Source organism: Ottowia thiooxydans (genome assembly GCF_040548795.1).
GTDB lineage: Bacteria > Pseudomonadota > Gammaproteobacteria > Burkholderiales > Burkholderiaceae_C > Ottowia > Ottowia thiooxydans_A.
Genome location: NZ_JBEPSH010000002.1, coordinates 122549 through 142791, shown reverse-complemented (window position 1 = coordinate 142791; position 20243 = coordinate 122549). Strand labels below are relative to the sequence as shown.

Here is a 20243-nt window from a genome sequence, read left to right as displayed (position 1 = left end):
GGTGCTTTGATGCGGCATTGATGCCCCATTTTGAGTCGTGAGCATTCCTGCCCTTTATTTCAAATTTGCAGGGGAAACAGGTCAACCTTCCCCTTTGCAAAGGCACAATGCTGCCTTTATCTAGTGCATCGTCGGTTTATTCGGTGCACTGGCATGGAACCTGCGTTCCCTGTGCTCAGCTTTTTTACAACCACTAGCCCAACTAGGAGAGCCTGATGGCCAAGACCGTCGCAGACGTCATGAAATTGGTGAAGGAAAACGAAGTCAAGTTCGTGGACTTCCGTTTTACAGATACACGTGGCAAGGAACAGCACGTCACGGTGCCGGTTTCACATTTCGACGAAGACAAATTCAGCGATGGCCATGCTTTCGACGGCTCCTCCATCGCCGGCTGGAAAGGCATTGAGGCTTCGGACATGCTGCTCATGCCCGATCCCAATACCGCCAATATCGACCCGTTCTTTGAAGAACCGACCCTGTTCCTGACCTGTGATGTTCTGGAGCCAGGTGACGGCAAGGCCTATGACCGCGATCCTCGCTCCATTGCCAAGCGCGCAGAAGCCTACCTGAAGGCTTCCGGCGTGGGCGACACAGCCTACTTCGGTCCTGAGCCTGAGTTCTTCGTTTTTGACGGCGTGCGTTGGAGCACAGAATCCGGCCATAGCTTCTACAAGATCGATGAGTACGAAGCACCCTGGAACTCAGGCAGCGAACTCGAAGGCGGCAACCGCGGCCACCGTCCCACCACCAAGGGCGGCTACTTCCCTGTGCCACCAGTGGACAGCACGCACGACATGCGCGCTGAAATGTCTCTGGTGCTGGAATCCCTGGGCATCCCTGTTGAGGTGTTCCACCACGAAGTGGCTGGCGCAGGCCAGATGGAGCTGGGCACCAAGTTCTCTACCCTGGTGCAACGCGCTGACTGGACGCAAGTTCTGAAGTACGTCGTCTGGAACGTTGCCGATTCATACGGCAAAACCGCCACATTCATGCCCAAGCCTTATCACGGCGACAACGGCAGCGGCATGCACGTTCACCAGTCGATCTGGAAAGGCGGCAAAAACCTGTTCGCAGGTAAGGGCTACGCCGGCTTGTCCGACACTGCGCTTCACTACATTGGCGGCATCATCAAGCACGCCCGTGCACTGAACGCCATCACCAACCCTTCGACCAACAGCTACAAGCGCCTGGTGCCTCACTTCGAAGCTCCGGTCAAACTGGCCTACTCCAGCCGCAACCGCTCTGCTTCCATCCGCATTCCACACGTGATGAGCGACAAGGCCCGCCGTATTGAGGCTCGCTTCCCCGATCCAATGGCCAACCCTTACCTGTGCTTCTCCGCACTGCTGATGGCTGGTCTGGACGGCATCGAGAACAAGATCCACCCAGGCGAAGCCGCCACCAAGGATCTCTACCATCTGCCTCCAGAGGAAGACAAGCTGGTTCCAACCGTCTGCCACAGCCTGGATCAGGCTCTGGAAGAGCTGGACAAGGACCGCGCCTTCCTGACCAAAGGTGGCGTATTCACTGACGCCATGCTGGACGCCTACATCGAACTGAAAATGACGGAAGTCACCCGTGTTCGTACCAATGTGAACCCAGTTGAATACGACATGTATTATTCGCTGTAATCGACTCGTCACAGCTCATGTAAAAAAAGGTGGCTCAGGCCACCTTTTTTTTCGGAACGGGAACATCGCTTTGTCAACCGACTCTATTGGTAGATACTTGTGTATGCATCCTGGTGAATTCGAAGCTTCGGTTGAGAATTTCCCTCCCATATTTCTGCTCTGTTCGGTACTTTGCGTGTCACTCACTGCCCCTCGTGCACTGCTTTCTGTTGTTATTGAACGCCCGGTCTCTGGCCGCTGCTTTCTGGCTGGCCGGCCGTTTTGCCAGGCTGGAATGCAGAATGCTCAGGAAACCTGAAATGAAAATTGCTTGGCTTCTGGCGTCTTCCGTGGTTTTTACCTCCAGCTGGCTGGTGTCGGTGCCCGCCGCGGCGCAAGAACGCATCTACAGATGCGGAAATGAATACACCAACCGCATCGGCAACCGTAAGGACTGCAAGGTGGTCGAGGGCGGCAATGTCACCATTGTTCAAGGCACGGCGCCTGCGGCAGCGCCCCCACCACGGACTTCGACGGCGCCAGCAGCTTCGGGCGGCACGCCACGTGTGGTCAGTGCGCCACCGTCAGCACCGCGGGGCGATTCGCCCGAACAGAGGGCCCGAGACGCTGATGCCAAAGCCATTTTGGCTCAGGAGCTGCGCAACACGGAAGCGCGCCAGGCGGAGTTGATCAAAGAGTACAACAACGGCGAGCCCGACAAAATCGGGGGCGAGGCTCGTAACTACCAGAAGTATCTGGATCGCGTGGCAGAGATGAAAGCCTCGATCGATAGAAACCAAAGCGACATCGACGGCCTCAAGCGTGAGCTCGGCCGACTCAAGTAGAGCACGCACAGAGTGTGATTGACTCAGACCTTCTTGGAAAGTATTCACTGTCCAGGAAGGGGGGCTCGACAGGTATTGGCGCTCTTTCTTGCCAAACGTTAGCTAAAAGGCAGGCCGCTTACCGGGCTCTCGGCAACCTGTGTGCGCCTAATCCAGATCCAGCAAGACCATGACGCTTCCCTCTCACAGACCTCATCCTGCGCGCTTTCAGGCGTTTGACCAACTCGCAATTCTCGTGGCGGTATTGGCAGACGATGGGCAGGTGATATTTGCCAATGCGGCCCTTGAAGATGCAATAGGCCTGTCTTGGCGAAGTATTGAAGGCTCGTACTTTCAGGACTATTTTGCAGAGCCGGCTGCATTGCAGCACGCGCTGGAAGGTTCGCGGGAAAACGCTTTCGCCGCCTTGCGCTACGACGCGCAACTCAAACGCCACGGCAAAGCCAGTACGGACATGCTCCCTGTCCACATGATCGTCGCGCAGACGGAGCGCACAGGTGAGCTGATTGCTCAGATGCTGCCTCAGGAGCTTCAGGCCAGGCAAGAGCGGGAAGAGCGACAGGCTGACCAGGTGCGCGCGAACAAGGAGCTTTTCCGCAACCTGGCGCATGAGATCAAGAACCCATTGGGAGGCATTCGGGGCGCGGCCCAGCTGCTGGAAATGGAGATGGCTGCCCCTGAATTGAATGAGTACACCCAGGTCATCATCCATGAAGCGGACAGGCTCCAGACGCTGGTCGACAGATTGCTGGCCCCGCACCGCCACCCGCAGGTGGTGGGAGACGTCAATATCCACGAGGTCTGCGAGCGTGTACGTTCACTCATCGTGGCCGAATTTCCGGTTGGCTTGAAGGTTGTGCGCGACTACGACACCTCCATCCCCAACCTTCGGGGGGACAGGGAGCAATTGATTCAGGCGCTGCTCAACATCGCCCACAATGCTGCTCAGGTGCTCTCTGAGCGTACGGCCAGCAGCGGTGATGCCCAGATCATTTTGCGCACGCGGGTGGCTCGTCAGGTCACGGTGGGCAAGCAACGCTATCGGTTGGCACTGGAATTGCATGTCATAGACAACGGACCGGGTGTACCCGATTCGATCAAAGACCGTGTGTTCCTTCCTCTGGTGACCGGACGCGACGGAGGCAGTGGTCTGGGGCTGACACTTGCACAGACTTTCGTGCAGCAGCACCATGGGTTGATCGAATTGGAAAGCGTTCCGGGCCGCACGGATTTCAAGATATTGATTCCGTTGTAGTAGACCGAGTGCATGAATTTGAGGAACCGATGTATGAAGCCGATCTGGATCGTTGATGATGACCCCTCTATCCGCTTCGTGCTGGAAAAAGCGCTTGCGCGCGAGGACTTGCCAACGAGATCTTTCACCAACGCGCGTGATGTGCTGGCCGCCATGGACAGCAGTTCAGGCACAGGCGATGGCTCCGAGGGCCCGCAGGTGTTGGTCAGCGATATCCGCATGCCTGGCGGCTCCGGCCTGGAACTGCTGGAGAAGGTGAAGGAACGCCAGCCTGGCTTGCCCGTCATCATCATGACTGCGTTTTCGGATCTGGACAGCGCGGTGTCTGCCTTTCAGGGCAGAGCCTTTGAATACCTGCCCAAGCCTTTCGATGTGCCCAAGGCGGTGGAACTGATCCGCCGTGCCGTGGAAGAAAGCGTAAGGGAAGAGGTGGCCGAGCTCCAGCATGCTCAGGCACCTGAAATGCTGGGCCAGGCCCCGGCAATGCAGGACGTGTTTCGCGCCATTGGCCGTCTGTCGCAAAGCAATGTCACCGTGCTCATCACAGGTGAATCTGGTAGCGGCAAAGAACTGGTGGCGCGGGCGCTGCACAAACACTCGCCTCGTGCCAATGGGCCATTTGTAGCGATCAACACCGCTGCCATTCCCAAGGACCTGCTCGAGAGCGAGTTGTTCGGCCACGAGCGCGGAGCCTTTACCGGAGCACAGACCTCACGGCGAGGCCGCTTTGAGCAAGCTGACGGTGGCACCTTGTTTCTGGACGAAATTGGTGACATGCCCTTCGACCTGCAAACGCGGCTGTTGCGTGTGCTGTCAGATGGACATTTCTATCGCGTGGGCGGCCATAGCGCGGTCAAATCCAACGTGCGCGTGGTGGCTGCCACTCACCAGGATCTGGAGCGGCGAGTGCATGAAGGCGGATTTCGGGAAGATCTTTTCCACCGCCTGAACGTGATCCGCTTGCGCCTGCCTGCTCTGAGAGAGCGCAGGGAAGATATTCCCGCGCTCACCCGGCATTTTCTGGTGGTGGGGGCGCGGCAGTTGGGTGTGGAGCCCAAACGCATATCCGAGGCCGCGCTGGCACGCCTCACGGAATTCAGCTTCCCCGGTAACGTGCGGCAGCTGGAGAACATTTGCCATTGGCTGACCGTGATGGCTCCCGCGCAGGTTATAGAAGCGAAAGATTTGCCGCCTGAGGTGCTTGAGGCGACCTCAGGGGTAGCCCCTGCCCAGGTGGGGGTCGCTGCGGCTTCACCCATTTCCAAACACGAGGCTGAAGGCTTTGATTCTTTCGCTCGTGCAGAAGTCATTGCACCGACGGACTCACTGGTTCCTGTGCTGGCACTGGAGCCCACCGGCCTTCCCACGGAGTGGGAGCGCGGCCTTCAAAGCGAAGCCTCTGCGCTGCTGGCGTCAGGTCAGGAAAACGTGTGGGACAAATTGATTGGCCGCGCGGAGATCTCGCTGATCAAGGCAGCTTTGGCGGATACACGTGGCCGCCGCATAGAGGCGGCGCAAAAGCTCGGCATTGGCCGCAACACCATTACGCGGAAAATTCAGGATCTCGGTCTGGGTTGATGCTTGGTGGCTGGTGGCTTGACGGGATCAAGCCACCAGAGGCGGCTCTTCCATGGCCTCGATCTGTTCGGTCAGGGTGTGAATCTGTCCGCGCCAGTAGTCCGGCGTGCCAAAGCCACTGAAAGCGACAGGGAAGGCGGGGTCTTCCCAGCGCCGCGCTACCCAGGCGCTGTAATGAATCATCCGCAAGGTACGCAGGGGCTCGATCAGCGCCAGTTCGCGGCGGTCGAACTCCCGCATTTGTTCGTACCCGTCGATCAGGGCGCCGAGTTGTTGCTGGCGTTCGGCTCGCTCGCCGCTCAGCAGCATCCATAGGTCTTGAACGGCAGGGCCACTGCGGCAGTCATCCATATCGACGAAGTGCGGGCCGCCACCTGGCTCCTCTGCAGGGGTCCAGAGAATGTTCCCCGCATGGCAATCGGCGTGCAGCCGCAGAGATCTCAACTGGCCTTTTTTGGCGCCAGTCAGCCCATCAAAACGCGCCACCGCATCGAGCGCTTGCTGGCTGACATTCGCCCACTCGCGCTCTACTTCCAGCGGCAGGTGGTTGTTGGCCAGCAGCCATTCGCGAGGCTGCGTGCCGTAACTTGCCAAATCCACCGCCGGGCGGTGTGCAAAAGGGGCGCGGGAGCCTACCTGGTGGAGCCGCGCCAGAAAGCGGCCAATCCACTCCAGTGTTTCACCGTCACTCAGCTCGGGTGATCGCCCGCCCCGCCGGGGACTGACGCTGAAATGGAAGCCATCATATTCGTGAAGAGTGCGACCTTCCACGGTGAGGGGGCCCACTACGGGCACTTCGGCTTCGATCAATTCCAGTGTGAACCCGTGCTCTTCCTGGATCTGGGCCACACTCCAGCGGCCGGGCCGGTAGAACTTGAGCACCACGGCCCGGTGCTCATCGGCATATGGCGTCCCGGACTCCAGGTGTGCGAGATAGACGCGGTTTTCATAGGAATTGAGCGTCATCAGGCGGCCATCTCCAACCAATCCTAAAGAGGCGAGGGCGTCGAGTACGAAGTCAGGCGTGAGCGTGGCGAAGGGATGGGTTGCGTGGGGCATTCCCCTATTGTCGACGCAGAGGCAAAATTGGCTTTATGACCACACCCCAATATTGGCTGATGAAGTCCGAGCCCGATGATTGCTCCATCGACGATGCGCTCGCTGCACCGGAGCAAACGGTGCCCTGGACTGGCGTGCGCAACTACCAGGCGCGTAATTTCATGCGTGATGCCATGCGTGTAGGAGACGGTGTGCTGTTCTACCACTCCAGCTGCCCGGAGCCCGGCATTGCAGGCATTGCTCGAGTGGCATCTGCCACGCGTACCGACCCTACGCAGTTTGATCCGAAGTCTGCTTATTTTGATAAGGCTTCCAAGAAGGAGGCGCCGCGGTGGCTCCTGCTGGATGTACAGGCGCTGCGTAAGACGCGGGTTCTGGGTTTGGCTGAAATGAGGGAGATGCCTGCACTGGAAGAGATGCGGGTTTTGCAGCGTGGGAATCGCTTGTCTATCACTCCGGTGACGAAAGGGGAGTGGGATGCGGTTGTGGCGCAACTCGCTTAGCGCTGGCTAGGTCGATCGCTTTTTCTGCAAGATCGCAAACGCCGGGTTCTACTCCCTCTCACTTTTGGGAGAGAGTGGAGCGGGGCCGGCCAACCGGTGAGGGCATACGGCCGTAGATCAAGCGGTCCGGTTGCTAATTACCTCCGGCTGTTCTCTTGAGGTCGAAGGCCGGGGAGTGCGCCCGGCAGCGCAGCCACCTTCTTTTGCTCCGCCAAAAGAACCTGGCGCAAGAAAAGGCGGCCCCACTTGCCGTGTCCCTTCGCTGCGCTTCGGGCAACCTGCGCTGCTCGTGCGAGGGGCGGTGTCGCAGAAACTCCCTGCGTTCACTTCGCTCACTTCGGTCAAACAACTGCGACAAGCTAGTTCACGAAGCAAGAGCATCTTGCAGTGCTCTTGCCCGCCCCTCGCCCTGCGCTGCTCAGCACGTCCAGAGGGGTGGGGAACCTGATTCGGGCCATTGCTTTGCTCGGCCCTCGAATAGATAGTCGCTGGCGCGAGGATCCTACTCGCCCATTAACTAAACGCAGCAATCCCCGTAATCGCGCGGCCCAAAATCAGCGCATGCACATCGTGCGTACCCTCATAGGTGTTCACCACTTCCAGGTTCACCAAGTGGCGAGCCACGCCGTATTCATCACTGATGCCGTTGCCGCCCATCATGTCGCGCGCCATGCGCGCAATATCCAGCGCTTTGCCGCAGCTGTTGCGCTTCAGGATAGAAGTCAGCTCGACGGAGGCCGTGCCTTCGTCCTTCATGCGACCCAAACGCAAGCACCCTTGCAGGCCCAGGCTGATATCGGTCAGCATGTCTGCCAACTTCTTCTGAATGAGCTGGTTGGCTGCCAACGGGCGTCCGAACTGGTTGCGGTCCATGGTGTATTGGCGTGCACGCAGGTAGCAGTCTTCGGCGGCACCCAGGGCACCCCATGCAATGCCATAGCGCGCGCTGTTCAGGCAGGTGAAGGGGCCTTTGAGGCCACGTACTTCAGGGAAAGCGTTTTCTTCAGGGACGAAAACCTCATCCATCACGATTTCGCCGGTAATGCTGGCGCGCAAGCCCACTTTGCCATGCACGGCTGGCGCAGACAGGCCTTTCCAGCCTTTTTCAAGAATGAAGCCTCGAATCTGGCCGCCATCGTCCTTGGCCCAGACCACGAAGACGTCAGCGATGGGGGAGTTGGTAATCCACATCTTGGCGCCGCTCAGCGAGTAGCCGCCATCCACTTTCTTGGCGCGGGTGATCATGCTGCCAGGATCGGACCCATGGTTGGGCTCAGTCAGACCAAAGCAGCCAATCCATTCACCGGCAGCCAACTTGGGTAGATACTTCTTTTTCTGAGCTTCCGTACCAAATTCGTTGATAGGCACCATGACCAGGGAGCTCTGCACGCTCATCATGCTTCGGTAGCCAGAGTCCACGCGCTCTACTTCGCGCGCCACCAGGCCGTAGCAGACATAGTTGAGGCCGGCGCCGCCGTACGCTTCTGGAATAGTGGCGCCCAGCAGGCCCAGCTCACCCATTTCACGGAAGATGGATGCGTCGGTCTGCTCATTGCGGAACGCCAACTGCACGCGCGGCAGCAGCTTTTCCTGGCAATAGGCATGAGCGGCTTCCTGCACCTGACGTTCGTCGTCAGTCAACTGATCCGTCAGATTGAACGGGTCTTGCCAGTTGAAGGTATTTTTGCTGCTAGCCATGCGCGAGTCTCCGGAAAGAGTAATGTGTTGATGGCTCTATTTTGCCGTTGATATGAATAGCTGTCTAATATCGGATACCGATGCATGAATAGGTTTGACGTATCAATGGAACTGCGCCACCTTCGCTATTTCCTGGCCTTGTCCGAAGAGCTGCATTTCGGCCGTGCGGCGCAGCGACTGGGATTGAGCCAGCCGCCGCTTTCCGTTGCGGTGCAGCAACTTGAAGCAGCCGTAGGCGCGCCGCTTTTCATTCGCAGCAGCCGTGGCGTGCAGCTCACAGCCGCCGGGGAGGCGTTCGTGCCCGCCGCGCAAGCCGTGCTGGATCGTGCGGCGCAAGCTCTGGTAGAAGCGCGTGATGTGGCTGTTGGTGAGGCGGGCAGTCTCAGAATTGGGTTTGCCGGCACCATGCTGTACCGGGGCCTGCCGCTGATGCTTCAGCGCTTTCAGGCCGAGCACCCGCGTTTGAAGATTTCGCTGCGAGAACTCAGCTCCAGCGAGCAATTGCTGGAACTGCAGCACGACCGGCTGGACGCGGGATTTGCCCACACCACCCAGGTTCCTTCAGGCTTGTCGCAAATCCTGGTGTCCAGCCAACCCTTCGTGGCATGCGTTCCAGGCAACCACACCCTGGCGCGACAGCGGACTGTGCCCCTGGAGGCGCTTGCGGGGCAGCCCTTCGCGCTGGTGGCTCGTGCCGTGTCCCCTGACTACCACTCACGCATTTTGATGCTCTGCGGTGCAGCAGGCTTTACCCCGGAGCCTGCGCATGAGCTTCAGCATTGGCTCAGCGTGGTGTCGCTGGTGGGGCAAGGTCTGGCAGTGGCCCTGGTGCCGGCCGCCATGCAGCAGGCGGGCATGGCAGGTGTGGCGTTCCTGCCGGTCAAGGGCACACGCCGGGACTGGTTGCGCTATGAAACGCACTGCCTTTGGAAGGCCGGGCGAGACCAACCTGCGCTCGGCCTGTTTTTATCTGCAGTGGGCGAAGTAGCAGCCAACCGATAGCGGTTGCATCGCTTTTTGGCGGGGGTCCGCTTTCTTCCCCATGCACCGGACCGCATTGATTGGGTCGGAGAGTGCAAGCTTGCGGGGTAGGGCGAGCAACATGGTTTTCCTTCCGGCGGTAGGATGCGGTTGTAACCTGTCTCAGCAGGACAGGTCGTCACTCCGGCCATGCCATGCCGGATGCAAGACCTAAAGGACCAAATGTATGGATGCAGTTTCTAATTCGGGCAAACCAACGGCGCTGGAGACCATCACGCTGGGCGGCGGCTGCTTCTGGTGCACAGAAGCGGTTTTCAAGGAAGTGCGTGGCGTGACGGATGTAGAGTCAGGCTATAGCAATGGCCAGTCAGCCAGGCCGACCTATGAACAGGTTTGCACTGGCCGCACAGGTACGGTTGAAGTCGTCAAACTGGAATACGACCCTGCCGTCATCAGCACTCGGCAAATCCTGGAGATATTCTTCGTGGTGCATGACCCCACGCAACTCAACCGCCAGGGCAACGATGTCGGAACGCAGTACCGTAGCGGGATCTACTTCTCCACGCCAGAGCAGGAGAAGATTGCCAAGGATCTGATCGCAGAGGCTACGCGTGATGGTTTGTTCAGCGGCCCCATCGTCACTGAGGTGCTTCCTCTACTTGATTATTGGCCGGCGGAGGACTACCACCAGGACTTTTTTGAAAACAATCCCACGCAGGGTTACTGCATGGCGGTGGCGGCGCCCAAGGTCGGTAAATTCCGCAAGACGTTCCGGGAGCTGGCCAAGACCTGAGAGCGAGAGATCGCAGATTGGACTTCGCTTCTCTCGACTCAACCTGTCCTGGGCTTGTGAAAGGGGCGGAAGCGCCGCGCAAGGCTTGGACAGGCTCAGCCCGAACGGTTGTGGGGCTGAATCCGGACGGTTTTTGGGTATCGACGTCCCCAAAAGGGTCAGACCATAGCTGCTTGACCCCCACGCCTTTCAACGCCCCATAGCGATGAATGCACGCTCAGACCCCACGGCCGGGGAGCAGGCCAAACAAGTGCACCCGCGGAGCTGGCTTTGCCAGGCCGCTGGGTGCGTCCCCCTTGGGGGAAGGCGCCGAAGGCGACTCAGGGGGCCATTACCTCGTGCCAAAAATCCGGTCGCCCGCGTCGCCCAGACCTGGCACGATGTAGCCATGGTCATTCAGGCCACGGTCAATGGCCGCGGTAAAAATCGGTACCTCAGGGTGAGCCGCGTGCAAGGTGCTGATGCCCTCCGGGGCAGCAAGCAGGCACAGGAACTTGATGGAGCGCGGCTTCGCTGACTTGATCTTGGTGATGGCCGCTGCGGCTGAGTTGCCAGTGGCGAGCATGGGATCGACCACTATGACGTCCCGGCCTTCCATGCCGGTGGGCATCTTGAAGTAATACTCCACCGCCTGCAGGGTGTCAGGGTCGCGGTACAGGCCCACATGGCCGACGCGTGCGTTAGGCACCACGGAGAGCAGGCCGTCCAGCATGCCGTTGCCAGCGCGCAAGATGGATGCGAAGGTCAGCTTCTTGCCGTCGATCATGGGACTCATCATGGTCTCCATCGGCGTTTCAATCTCGACGTCGACCACCGGCATATCGCGCGTAACCTCATACGCCATCAAGGCTGCCAACTCATTCAAAAGCGTACGAAAGCTGTTGCTGCTGGAATCTTTCATGCGCATCAGCGTGAGCTTGTGCTGCACGAGCGGGTGGGTAACGTGATGGACTTGAGGCATTGGAGTTGCGTGTTTGTCTTGAAAGTTCGGAACCGGTGGGACTGCACACCGGGTTCCATGGGTGGATGTGCGAAGGGTATTGGCCCTCAGCGCTTGCCGCCGAATAGGCTGCCCAACACTCCCCTGAGGATTTGCTTTCCTGCGTTGGTGCCCATGGTGCGCACTGCGGACTTGGCCATAGTCTGCACCAGGCCATCGCGTTTGCCGCCACGGGGGCCCGTGCTGCCAAACAGGATTTCCTTGGCTATATCCATGGCGCCACCCGATTCAGCCGCATTGGCCGCCCCGCCAGAGCCTGCACTCGCGCCTTCGCCCTTGGTGGCCTGTGCTCGTGCCTGAAGCGTTTCGTAGGCGGACTCGCGATCCACCGCCTTTTCGTAGACGCCTGCCACCAATGAGCTGGAAATCAGGCTTTGGCGCTGGGCGTCGGTAATGGGCCCAATCTGGCTAGCCGGTGGAATGACGAACACGCGCTCGGTCACACTGGGGCGGCCTTTTTCGTCCAGGAAGCTGATGAGGGCCTCTCCGGTGCCGAGTTCGGTGATGGCGGTTTCTATATCCAGCTTGGGATTGCCGCGCATGGTCTGTGCGGTCGCTTTGACGGCTTTCTGATCGCGAGGCGTGAATGCGCGCAATGCGTGTTGCACCCGGTTGCCCAATTGAGCCAGCACAGTGTCAGGCACGTCGATAGGGTTTTGCGTGACAAAATAGACGCCGACACCCTTGGAGCGAACCAGCCGAACGACCAGTTCGATGCGCTCAAGAAGTACCTTGGGCGCGTCATTGAAGAGCAGGTGAGCTTCGTCGAAGAAGAAAACCATCTTGGGTTTTTCGGGGTCGCCAATCTCGGGCAATTGCTCGAACAGTTCGGAGAGCATCCACAGCAAAAATGTGGCATACAGCCGCGGGGCCGTGAGCAGCTTGTCTGCGGCCAGGACGTTGATCACGCCCTTGCCGCCCGAAGTCTGCATCATGTCCTGGATGTTGAGCATGGGCTCACCAAAGAACTGATCTCCACCCTGGCTTTCGATCTGCATCAGCCCGCGCTGAATGGCGCCGACGCTGGCGGCGCTGATGTTGCCGTACTGGGTGGTGAATTCCTTGGCGTTCTCACCCACGTACTGCAGCATGGCCCTCAGATCTTTCAGGTCCAGCAGCAACATGCCGTTGTCGTCTGCAATCTTGAACACGAGGTTCAGCACGCCGGACTGGGTTTCATTCAGATCGAGCATGCGGCCAAGCAGCAGCGGACCCATGTCCGAAATGGTGGCGCGCACTGGATGGCCTTGCTGCCCAAAGACATCCCAGAAAGTAACGGGGCACGAAGCTGATTCCGGCAGCGGCAGCCCCCGTTCTTTCAGGATACCCGCCATTTTTTCGCCTATCTGGCCTTTCTGGCTGATACCGGACAGATCGCCTTTCACGTCGCTCATGAACACTGGCACGCCGATTTGTGAGAAAGATTCGGCCATTTTCTGCAGTGTGACGGTCTTACCCGTACCGGTCGCACCGGTGATCAGGCCATGGCGGTTGGCCAGGCCGGGCAGGAGGGCGCACTCAATTTCGCCGTGTTGGGCGATCAGCAAGGGTAGGGCGGACATGGGGGCTTTATGTGAGGAGCAATGAAAAGCCGCCGTGACGAACACGGCGGCCAGTTTCGTGGCGAAACGAGTATATCTATCGCATCTCACATGAGCACGTCATAAGCACGCGTTCACGTGCTTATTTCTCAGCGCTGAGCTCTTAAACAGCCAGCAGCCTCCCTTGGATCGCCAGAATGGAGGCTGTTCGCATGAACATCGCAGTCATCTCTTTTTGCGATATTGGCCGCCTGCTTCCTATTTTTGCACTAAGCGGGCGGGCTTGTCGGCTTCGGAATCTCGAGGCTGGTCAGAGGCAGTGTCAAAGGTATGACCGTCTGGCGTTCGGCGCGTACGTACCAGGTGCCTTTACCCGGCGGCAAGGACTGGTTGCTGGCGCAGTTGGCGCTTTTCACATACTTGGGATCGAGCTGGTCGACTCCCAAAGTGCCACCCTTGCTTTGTTTGGTCAGGCGGGCGCAGCCGGCCGCGTCAAACCAGGAAGTTGAGGTGAACTTCAGGTTGACCGAGTTGAGTTTGTTGTTATCTGATCCCAGATCCCACGCGGAAAGCCCATTCAAGGTCATCGTGTTGTAGGAGAGGTCCTTGATCGTGTCAGTTCTCACGTGCTGCGGTAAAGCGCTGCAATGGGTGCCGGACCATTGGAAAAGAAAATTGCCCATGGCAGCACAATCGGCGCCGGTTGCGCCGTTTACTGCATACGGCATGGCCTGCTGGGTGTCGAAGCTCCAGACGCCGTTGACAGAGTCAGTGTTGTCCAGGATTTTCCAATCGGGGATGGTGTTTGTGGTGCTGTGCGTGACCGAGACGCTTCCGCCCAGGGTGCCCGTTCCGTAAGCGGATCCCTTTCCGCCTTGCGTTCCACCGGTGAACGCGAGCGAAACGTTGAGGCCCCAGGTCACGCCGTCTGTTTTCGTGGTGGAACCGTTTTGGGTGGTTGGGGCGTTGGCCAACCAGGAAAAGCCATGTTTGGGAGGGCTGGCGGAGGAGTCGTCGCCCACCACCAGCTTGGAATCGTCGGGCCTGAGGTCAAACTGGTGGCGAGTCTGGTACCAGGCGTATTGATCGCCGTTCTTGTCGGCGGTGCGTGGATCAAGGCTGGCAGACATCTCGACGTAAACCACGCGGCTTGGGTCGGCGAGCAGTCCGGTCGTGTCGTCTACCCGGTAGGTCAGGTAGAGAACCGGAGCAAAATTCCATTGCTGCGAGGGGCATTGCGCTTGCACGTAAGTGCTATGGGCTCGGTTGCTGTATCCAACATAGTGACGACCTCCGCCACTAGCGTAGGGTGTCCAGTCACGGCTCAGGCAGTTGAAATTTGCTTTTCTCGAATCAGAATTGATGTCAATGACCTTCTTGTTTCCCAAGACGCGTTTTTGCACGTACTCGCAATGAGTCGGATCATTGGAAGTGCAGTCGCTGTTTCCAGGAGGGGGATCGGCCTTTGCCACAAGCTTGGGATTGGATTCGCGTCGTGCATGGAAAGCCAGCAGTTCGCTTGAGATGCTGGAGAGCATGGATTCGGTCATGATGACTTGCCTATCTTCCTGAGGCAAAGTCAGCAAGACGGAGGCCGCACTGACGTCCTCACCGGGAAGTGCTGGCAGCAACAAGGACATGCTACTGAACCCCGTGACGTTGACTGTAGGTATCAGCTTGTTGGCGGCTTCTTCCAGTGCGTCGTCAAAACCAAGAATAAGTATGGGCACCTGAGCGGCGTGCGCACGCGCTGCCAATTTGTTAGATCCTGCCAGGTCATCCGGTGTGACGCTTGATCCATCCAAAACGAGGACGTCACCCGGCTGGAGCGCATTGGTGTCGGTGTAAGGCACCTGCTGTACGAAAAGCTCGCTCACTTTGGCGAGTGCATCCTTGCCAGTGGTTGAGAAGGAGCCCACAACCAGACGACCTAATTTGGCATTGGGTGCGTTGTCAGAAATTGAAGGCAAACTCAGCGGTGGCAGGCCTGCCGATAGAACACTTGGGTCGTCATCATCAGCCATAACGCTCTCCTCGCTTCCCCCGCAGGAGGCGAGGAGGCTGAACATCGAGGCGCATGCGAGCGCGATGCTCGCTATCTTCCAGCAGGGGCGCGTGGTGTACAGAGACGGGTGCATCATGATCATTCCTTTTTTCCTGCTGAGTGGGGCGAACCAAGTACAGCGGCTCTTTCTGTATGAGTGTGAAAAGCTGCGAATCGTGAATCAACCGATGTCATACGTGCTCCTTGAAAATTCTTGTTGATGAGGGCGTCTGAAGGGGTCAAGCGATAAACTGAAGTGGCAAGGCGGGTGCGTCTGCGGGCACTGAGATAAGGTCGGCGCGCAACCAACTCTGCGCACGGGTAGCTGAGGTGCCGTAGGCGCCTAGATAGGGCATCATGCAGGTCGTCTGGTAGGGCCGTGGAGTCCAGCCCGCTGGTGCCAGGAATGCCGACGTTCCGCGCTTTTCGCTGTGCACGCTGGCGCCGAAGGTGGACACGTTCCACAGTGTTTTCTCGTGGCTCGAGAAATCAGCGTTATGCCTGCTTGAGATGGCCTGCCAGCCTTCAAGCTGTATGAAACAGTTGTAGGCACCAGGGCCAATCAGCGTGCTGTTGACTGTTCGGCCGGTGACCAACGCCAGCAGCAGGCCGCATTCTTCGGCCGCGAAATCTGCATTGGAGTGCAGGTAATACCGACCGGTTGTATTGACCAGACCTGCGTAGTGCGAATTACCGGGATGGTCCCGCGCAGGCAGTCCGCTGTCGTTTAAAACTTTGTCGAACGCCTGAAGCGTGACGCCAGCAGGCAGATCGCGTTGCGCGCAGATGGCAACAAGGTGTGCGCCCGATGCCAGCATGAGCAGAAACGCGCTCACTGACTCGCGCACCCAGTCGCCGTTGTGCATCAGGGGGAAGGCTCTGTAATCCAGCAATTCGTAGGCCGCCGGTTCGGTCCCTGGCCGGTACCGAAGCTGAGGTATCCACAGGACGAGGGGGCCATTGTTGGCAGCGGTGGCGGTGTATTGCTTGAGTAGACGCAAAATCTTGGCGTCATCTGAAGGCAGCGGGCTGTTTTCTGCAGAGGGGGCAGACATCCAATCGGACAACCACAGCTCTGCCATGCGCGGCACTTGGCCACCCGTGAAGTCCGCTATGGGGGCAAGGCCGGTGGTGGCATCGCTGTCGCCGTAAGCAGCGTGCACCACAGAAGCGTCTCGCACCCCTTGCTCATACAGGCTGTTGACGAAGTCCTGCGAGTTGTTCTGGCTGGGGTCCTCCAGCAAACCCAGCGGCACCACCCAGGCGCCGCTGCTGGTCTTCACGCCTCGGTAGAGATTGATCCTGGCTTGTGAGTAATGCCCCGGAAACGTCTTCGCGTTGGCACCGGCCAGATAGCCAGCAGCAGGATGAACTGTGACCGTAGTGGACCCAGGTCCATACGGGTGGGAGTACTTCACCGCAAAAAGTGTTTGCCCACCGTCATTGAGATTGAACGAGCCCGTGCAGCTTCCGTTGTTGTTGCGCGAGATGACTGAGCGCTTTGCATAGGGCGCGATCGCAGTTGCGCTCCCGGCAGGCTCGACCTGGGGCGGCGAGCCACTTTCGGCGTGGGCGTCGCCCAATTCCAAAGAGACACCTGGCACCGCATTGGTCAGTTCGATGGTGATGCTGCGGTTATAGGAGGTGTGGCCGGTGGTCGGCGGCGTGTAGGGCACAGGCTCTTGCGGAGCGGATGTCGAATCTTCTCCCTGGCCGCCGCAACCCGCGAGCAAAGCGGAGGCCGGCACCCACGAGAACGCTACGGCAGAACCCAGAAATTGCCGCCGACGGTAAGCCGGCGTGGGCTGAGGGGCGGGGACAACCATGGGATGGGTCTTCAGTCAATAAATACAAAAAGAGTGCGGCGTAGCCCTTGATGTGCGCATCGCGGAAGCTGCTGCTTCGACTGCTATGGAGGTTGAGCTGCCGAGCGTGAGGCTGTGGATGCACTTTTTTGGGGCACAAATCGTCTAAACACTTAGCGACAAGTCTGCGTAAACAATCACATAATCACAGTACCTTGATGCAAAAACCTGAACTCAGTTTATGCAGCGCACTAAAGCCTCAGTAGTCGGTTTGTCTCGCCTTTTGGATGTTTCGTCGCAGCGGGGTGCAGACGATCAAAAGGTTTTGTACTGAACAAACGCAGTTGTTGCCGATGCCCTCTACTCGTCACCGAGAGCCTCAATTCCCTCCACTCGGCGGGGGTTTAGGACTGATCACGACCTTCAGCACGGACGACGTTCCCCCCTGGCACAGACGCGATTACTGGATGGCGCACGCTTATCGGGCAGTAGAGGCCCATATGGACCGAGATGCTGACATCCGTGGGCAGGTAAGCGTAGGCGGGCATATCGACTCCGGCCAGATCGTGCTCTGCGAGAGTTCGGCAGTGTCCACGCGCATGACAGCGCAGCGATTGAGGGCTCAACTCTCTGATGAACACATCGCCATCTGCCTGATGCTCAAAGGCAGCTTCGATGTCCAGGAGCCTGATGGCACGCAAGCGCGCATGGCTGCTGGTGATCTCTTCATGTTCGACTGCGGGCGCCCTATGGCGGCACGCTGGAGCGATTCCGTGACAAGCTATCTGCGCTTGCCGCGCAGCATGGTTCGGCAGCGGTTGGGGCGGGACCCCTCAGCCTTCTCGGGCGTGCTGTCGCGCTTGTCCAGCAACGCGCTGGCGCCCTTTCTGGCAGCTCAGATGCGGGTATTTGCCACGCATGGGGCGGCGCTGTCGGCTTCGGCGCTTCCTACTGCATTGCAGGCAGCGGTAGAACTCTCGCTGCGCTTGCTATCCGATCATTTTGGAGTGGGCCAGGACGGGATCACTTCCAGGGACGACAAGCGGCGAGCGGTCTATCAGTACATGCGCCAACATGCGCACAGCCCTGAATTGACGGCCGAGACCATCGCGCAGGCGCTCAATTGCTCTCGCACTCAGCTCTATCGCCTGTTTGAGGATGAGCCTCTCAGTGTCAAGGCGGCCCTGCGTGAAATGCGACTGCAGAAAAGCCGGGAAATGCTGAGTCGGGCAGGCTCTGGCATCAATGTCGGGGCGGTAGCCAATGCCTGCGGATTTTCCGATCCATCGGTCTTCGGCAAGCTCTTCAGACAGCGGTTTGGCGGGACGCCGCGTGATGCCGCAAACGGTCGGTTGATCCTCTCCAGTGACCCTGCATTCCCCCTCTATCCAGCCGAAACGTAAAATCCCGATCTACGCATTCATTATTTTCTAGGGGAATACCTTTGGCCGGCCATAGTAAATGGGCAAACATCCAGCACCGCAAAGGCAGGCAGGATGAGAAACGCCAGCGCATCTGGACCCGCGTCGTGCGGGAGATCATGGTCGCTGCACGCACCGGAGGCGGCGATCCCACCGCCAATCCCCGCCTGCGCCTGGCCATTGAAAAGGCCAAAGCGGCCAATATGCCGGCTGACACCGTCAAGCGCAATATCGATAAAGCCACCGGAAACCTCGAAGGCGTGACCTACGAGGAAATCCGCTACGAAGGCTACGGCATCGGCGGAGCGGCCATCATTGTCGACACCATGACCGACAACCGAGTGCGTACGGTGGCGGAAGTTCGCCATGCTTTCAGCAAGTACGGCGGCAACATGGGCACGGAAGGCTCCGTGTCTTTCCAGTTCAAACACGTGGGCCAACTGGTTTTCGCACCTGGTACCAGTGAAGACAAGATCATGGAAGTCGCACTCGAAGCGGGCGCTGATGACGTCATCACCGATGACGAAGGCGCTATTGAAGTGCTCACAGATCCCACCGCCTTTGAAGCGGTCAAGAATGCATTGGAAGCTGCAGGCTTGAAGCCTGAGCTTGCCGAAGTCACCATGCGCGCCGAAAACACCATCGACCTCACGGGAGACGATGCAGCCAAAATGCAAAAGCTGCTCGACGTGATTGAAGATTTGGACGACGTGCAGGATGTTTTCCACAACGCCGTGATCAACGAGCAAGAGTAAGTAAGGCGCTCCCTTGAAAATTCTGGTTATCGGTTCAGGCGGCCGCGAGCACGCCCTGGCTTGGAAGCTTTCGCAATCTCCGAAAGTTCAGCAGGTCTTTGTTGCTCCAGGCAACGGTGGCACTGCACTTTCGCCCACTCTCAAGAACATTCCCATCACCGATCTGGTGGCGCTGCGCGAATGGGCTTTGAACGAGAAAATCGCACTGACCGTGGTTGGCCCTGAGGGGCCGCTGGCCGCGGGCGTCGTGGACGATTTCCGTGCCCATGGCCTGCGCATATTTGGCCCCACCGCCGCGGCCGCTCAGCTCGAAAGCTCCAAAGCCTTCAGCAAGGACTTCATGAAGCGCCACGGAATTCCCACCGCGCTTTTTGAGACTTTCACTGATCCTGCTGCCGCCCATGCCTATATCGACAAGATTGGCGCGCCCATTGTGGTGAAGGCGGACGGCCTCGCCGCCGGCAAGGGCGTGGTAGTGGCTCAGACCCTGGAGCAAGCACACGCCGCAGTAGCCGACATGCTCGAGTCCAACACACTCGGTGTCTCTCACAATGCCGGATCTGATGGCGTAGCGGTTCCCCGCGTGGTGATCGAAGAGTTCCTGCAAGGCGAGGAAGCCAGCTTCATCGTCATGTGCGACGGCAAGAACGTGACAGCGCTGGCCAGCAGCCAGGATCACAAACGCCTGAAGGACAACGATGAAGGCCCGAATACGGGTGGCATGGGCGCATATTCGCCCGCGCCGGTGGTCACGCCCCAGGTACATGCCCGCGCCATGCGCGAAATCATCTTGCCCACCATTCGCGGGATGGACAAGGACGGCATAGGCTTCACAGGTTTCCTGTACGCCGGCCTCATGATCGACGAAGAAGGCAAGCCCAAGACGCTGGAATTCAACTGCCGCATGGGCGATCCAGAAACCCAGCCCATCATGATGAGGCTCAAGTCTGACCTCGTGGACGTGATGATGGCCGCCACGTCGGGCAAGCTGGACACCCTGGAACTCCAGTGGGACCGCCGCGCGGCATTGGGCGTCGTCATGGCTGCCGGCGGGTACCCGCTAAACCCCAAAAAGGGCGACCTTATCACCGGTCTGCCCAAGCCTGAGGACGACGCCGTGGTGTTTCACGCCGGCACAGTGCTAGAAGGTGAAGAGGTGCGCACTTCAGGTGGCCGGGTGTTGTGTGTCACCGCTTTGGCTGATTCGGTCAAGCAGGCGCAGTCCCGGGCCTATGACGTTTCACGCGGCATTCATTTTGACGGCATGCAGTATCGCCGGGACATTGGTTTTCGCGCTATTAAATGAGCCCCCCCCTGAGTCGCTTCGCGCCTTCCCCCCTGGGGGGACGCCACCA

General features: G+C 58.9%; 16 protein-coding genes. 10 read left to right on the top strand and 6 right to left on the bottom strand.

Annotated features, from left to right (window positions below; genetic code table 11):
• Window positions 1-215 precede the first annotated feature (215 nt).
• The 4 genes from glnA (at window position 216) to ntrC (ending at window position 5288) form a co-directional block, all read left to right on the top strand.
• Window positions 216-1631 (top strand): type I glutamate--ammonia ligase, encoded by a 1416-nt coding sequence (gene glnA / locus ABIE13_RS04295; protein ID WP_354441463.1) that lies wholly within the window; start codon window positions 216-218, stop codon window positions 1629-1631.
• 299 nt (window positions 1632-1930) lie between these two features.
• Window positions 1931-2455 (top strand): hypothetical protein, encoded by a 525-nt coding sequence (locus ABIE13_RS04290; RefSeq protein ID WP_354441461.1) that lies wholly within the window; start codon window positions 1931-1933, stop codon window positions 2453-2455.
• A gap of 169 nt (window positions 2456-2624) precedes the next feature.
• Entirely contained in the window at window positions 2625-3710 is a 1086-nt protein-coding gene (gene glnL, locus ABIE13_RS04285; protein WP_354441459.1) for a nitrogen regulation protein NR(II), read from the top strand.
• A 33-nt stretch (window positions 3711-3743) separates the two neighbouring features.
• Window positions 3744-5288: a nitrogen regulation protein NR(I) gene (ntrC, locus tag ABIE13_RS04280; RefSeq protein WP_354441457.1), complete on the top strand. Its 1545-nt coding sequence runs from the start codon at window positions 3744-3746 to the stop codon at window positions 5286-5288.
• Between the two features lie 27 nt (window positions 5289-5315).
• On the opposite strand, the gene ABIE13_RS04275 is transcribed toward ntrC, so the two are convergent.
• Window positions 5316-6347: a serine/threonine protein kinase gene (locus ABIE13_RS04275; protein ID WP_354441455.1), complete on the bottom strand. Its 1032-nt coding sequence runs from the start codon at window positions 6345-6347 to the stop codon at window positions 5316-5318.
• Window positions 6348-6382: 35 nt separating this feature from the next.
• Here ABIE13_RS04275 and ABIE13_RS04270 point away from each other — a divergent pair, with 35 nt between their 5' ends.
• Window positions 6383-6850 (top strand): EVE domain-containing protein, encoded by a 468-nt coding sequence (locus ABIE13_RS04270; protein ID WP_354441453.1) that lies wholly within the window; start codon window positions 6383-6385, stop codon window positions 6848-6850.
• A gap of 513 nt (window positions 6851-7363) precedes the next feature.
• Here the strand turns inward: ABIE13_RS04270 and ABIE13_RS04265 are convergent.
• Window positions 7364-8548: an acyl-CoA dehydrogenase gene (locus ABIE13_RS04265; protein ID WP_354441451.1), complete on the bottom strand. Its 1185-nt coding sequence runs from the start codon at window positions 8546-8548 to the stop codon at window positions 7364-7366.
• Window positions 8549-8653: 105 nt separating this feature from the next.
• On the opposite strand from ABIE13_RS04265, the gene ABIE13_RS04260 reads away from it, so the two are divergent.
• A complete protein-coding gene (locus ABIE13_RS04260; RefSeq protein ID WP_436278378.1) occupies window positions 8654-9550 on the top strand; it encodes a LysR family transcriptional regulator in 897 nt (298 codons plus the stop codon).
• A 205-nt stretch (window positions 9551-9755) separates the two neighbouring features.
• A complete protein-coding gene (msrA, locus tag ABIE13_RS04255) occupies window positions 9756-10322 on the top strand; it encodes a peptide-methionine (S)-S-oxide reductase MsrA (RefSeq protein WP_354441447.1) in 567 nt (188 codons plus the stop codon).
• A 331-nt stretch (window positions 10323-10653) separates the two neighbouring features.
• On the opposite strand, the gene upp is transcribed toward msrA, so the two are convergent.
• From upp to ABIE13_RS04235, 4 genes are all read right to left on the bottom strand, one after another.
• Complete coding sequence (gene upp, locus ABIE13_RS04250) at window positions 10654-11283, bottom strand: uracil phosphoribosyltransferase (RefSeq protein ID WP_354441445.1); 630 nt, start codon at window positions 11281-11283, stop codon at window positions 10654-10656.
• 86 nt (window positions 11284-11369) lie between these two features.
• The gene (locus tag ABIE13_RS04245; protein ID WP_354441443.1) at window positions 11370-12884 is read right to left on the bottom strand and encodes a helicase HerA-like C-terminal domain-containing protein; all 1515 of its coding nucleotides are present in this window, start codon (window positions 12882-12884) and stop codon (window positions 11370-11372) included.
• A 248-nt stretch (window positions 12885-13132) separates the two neighbouring features.
• Window positions 13133-14887, bottom strand: coding sequence for a hypothetical protein (locus tag ABIE13_RS04240; protein WP_354441441.1), 1755 nt, complete (start codon window positions 14885-14887; stop codon window positions 13133-13135).
• A gap of 259 nt (window positions 14888-15146) precedes the next feature.
• Window positions 15147-16733 (bottom strand): hypothetical protein, encoded by a 1587-nt coding sequence (locus ABIE13_RS04235; RefSeq protein WP_354441440.1) that lies wholly within the window; start codon window positions 16731-16733, stop codon window positions 15147-15149.
• A 332-nt stretch (window positions 16734-17065) separates the two neighbouring features.
• Here ABIE13_RS04235 and ABIE13_RS04230 point away from each other — a divergent pair, with 332 nt between their 5' ends.
• Genes ABIE13_RS04230 through purD form a run of 3 tightly spaced genes read left to right on the top strand, consistent with a single transcriptional unit; the run spans window position 17066 to window position 20194 of the window.
• Window positions 17066-18115: a helix-turn-helix domain-containing protein gene (locus ABIE13_RS04230; protein WP_354441439.1), complete on the top strand. Its 1050-nt coding sequence runs from the start codon at window positions 17066-17068 to the stop codon at window positions 18113-18115.
• Window positions 18116-18156: 41 nt separating this feature from the next.
• Window positions 18157-18888: a YebC/PmpR family DNA-binding transcriptional regulator gene (locus ABIE13_RS04225; protein ID WP_354441438.1), complete on the top strand. Its 732-nt coding sequence runs from the start codon at window positions 18157-18159 to the stop codon at window positions 18886-18888.
• A gap of 13 nt (window positions 18889-18901) precedes the next feature.
• Window positions 18902-20194 carry a phosphoribosylamine--glycine ligase gene (purD, locus tag ABIE13_RS04220; protein WP_354441437.1) on the top strand — a complete coding sequence of 431 codons (1293 nt, stop codon included), beginning with the start codon at window positions 18902-18904 and terminating at the stop codon, window positions 20192-20194.
• Window positions 20195-20243: the final 49 nt, after the last annotated feature.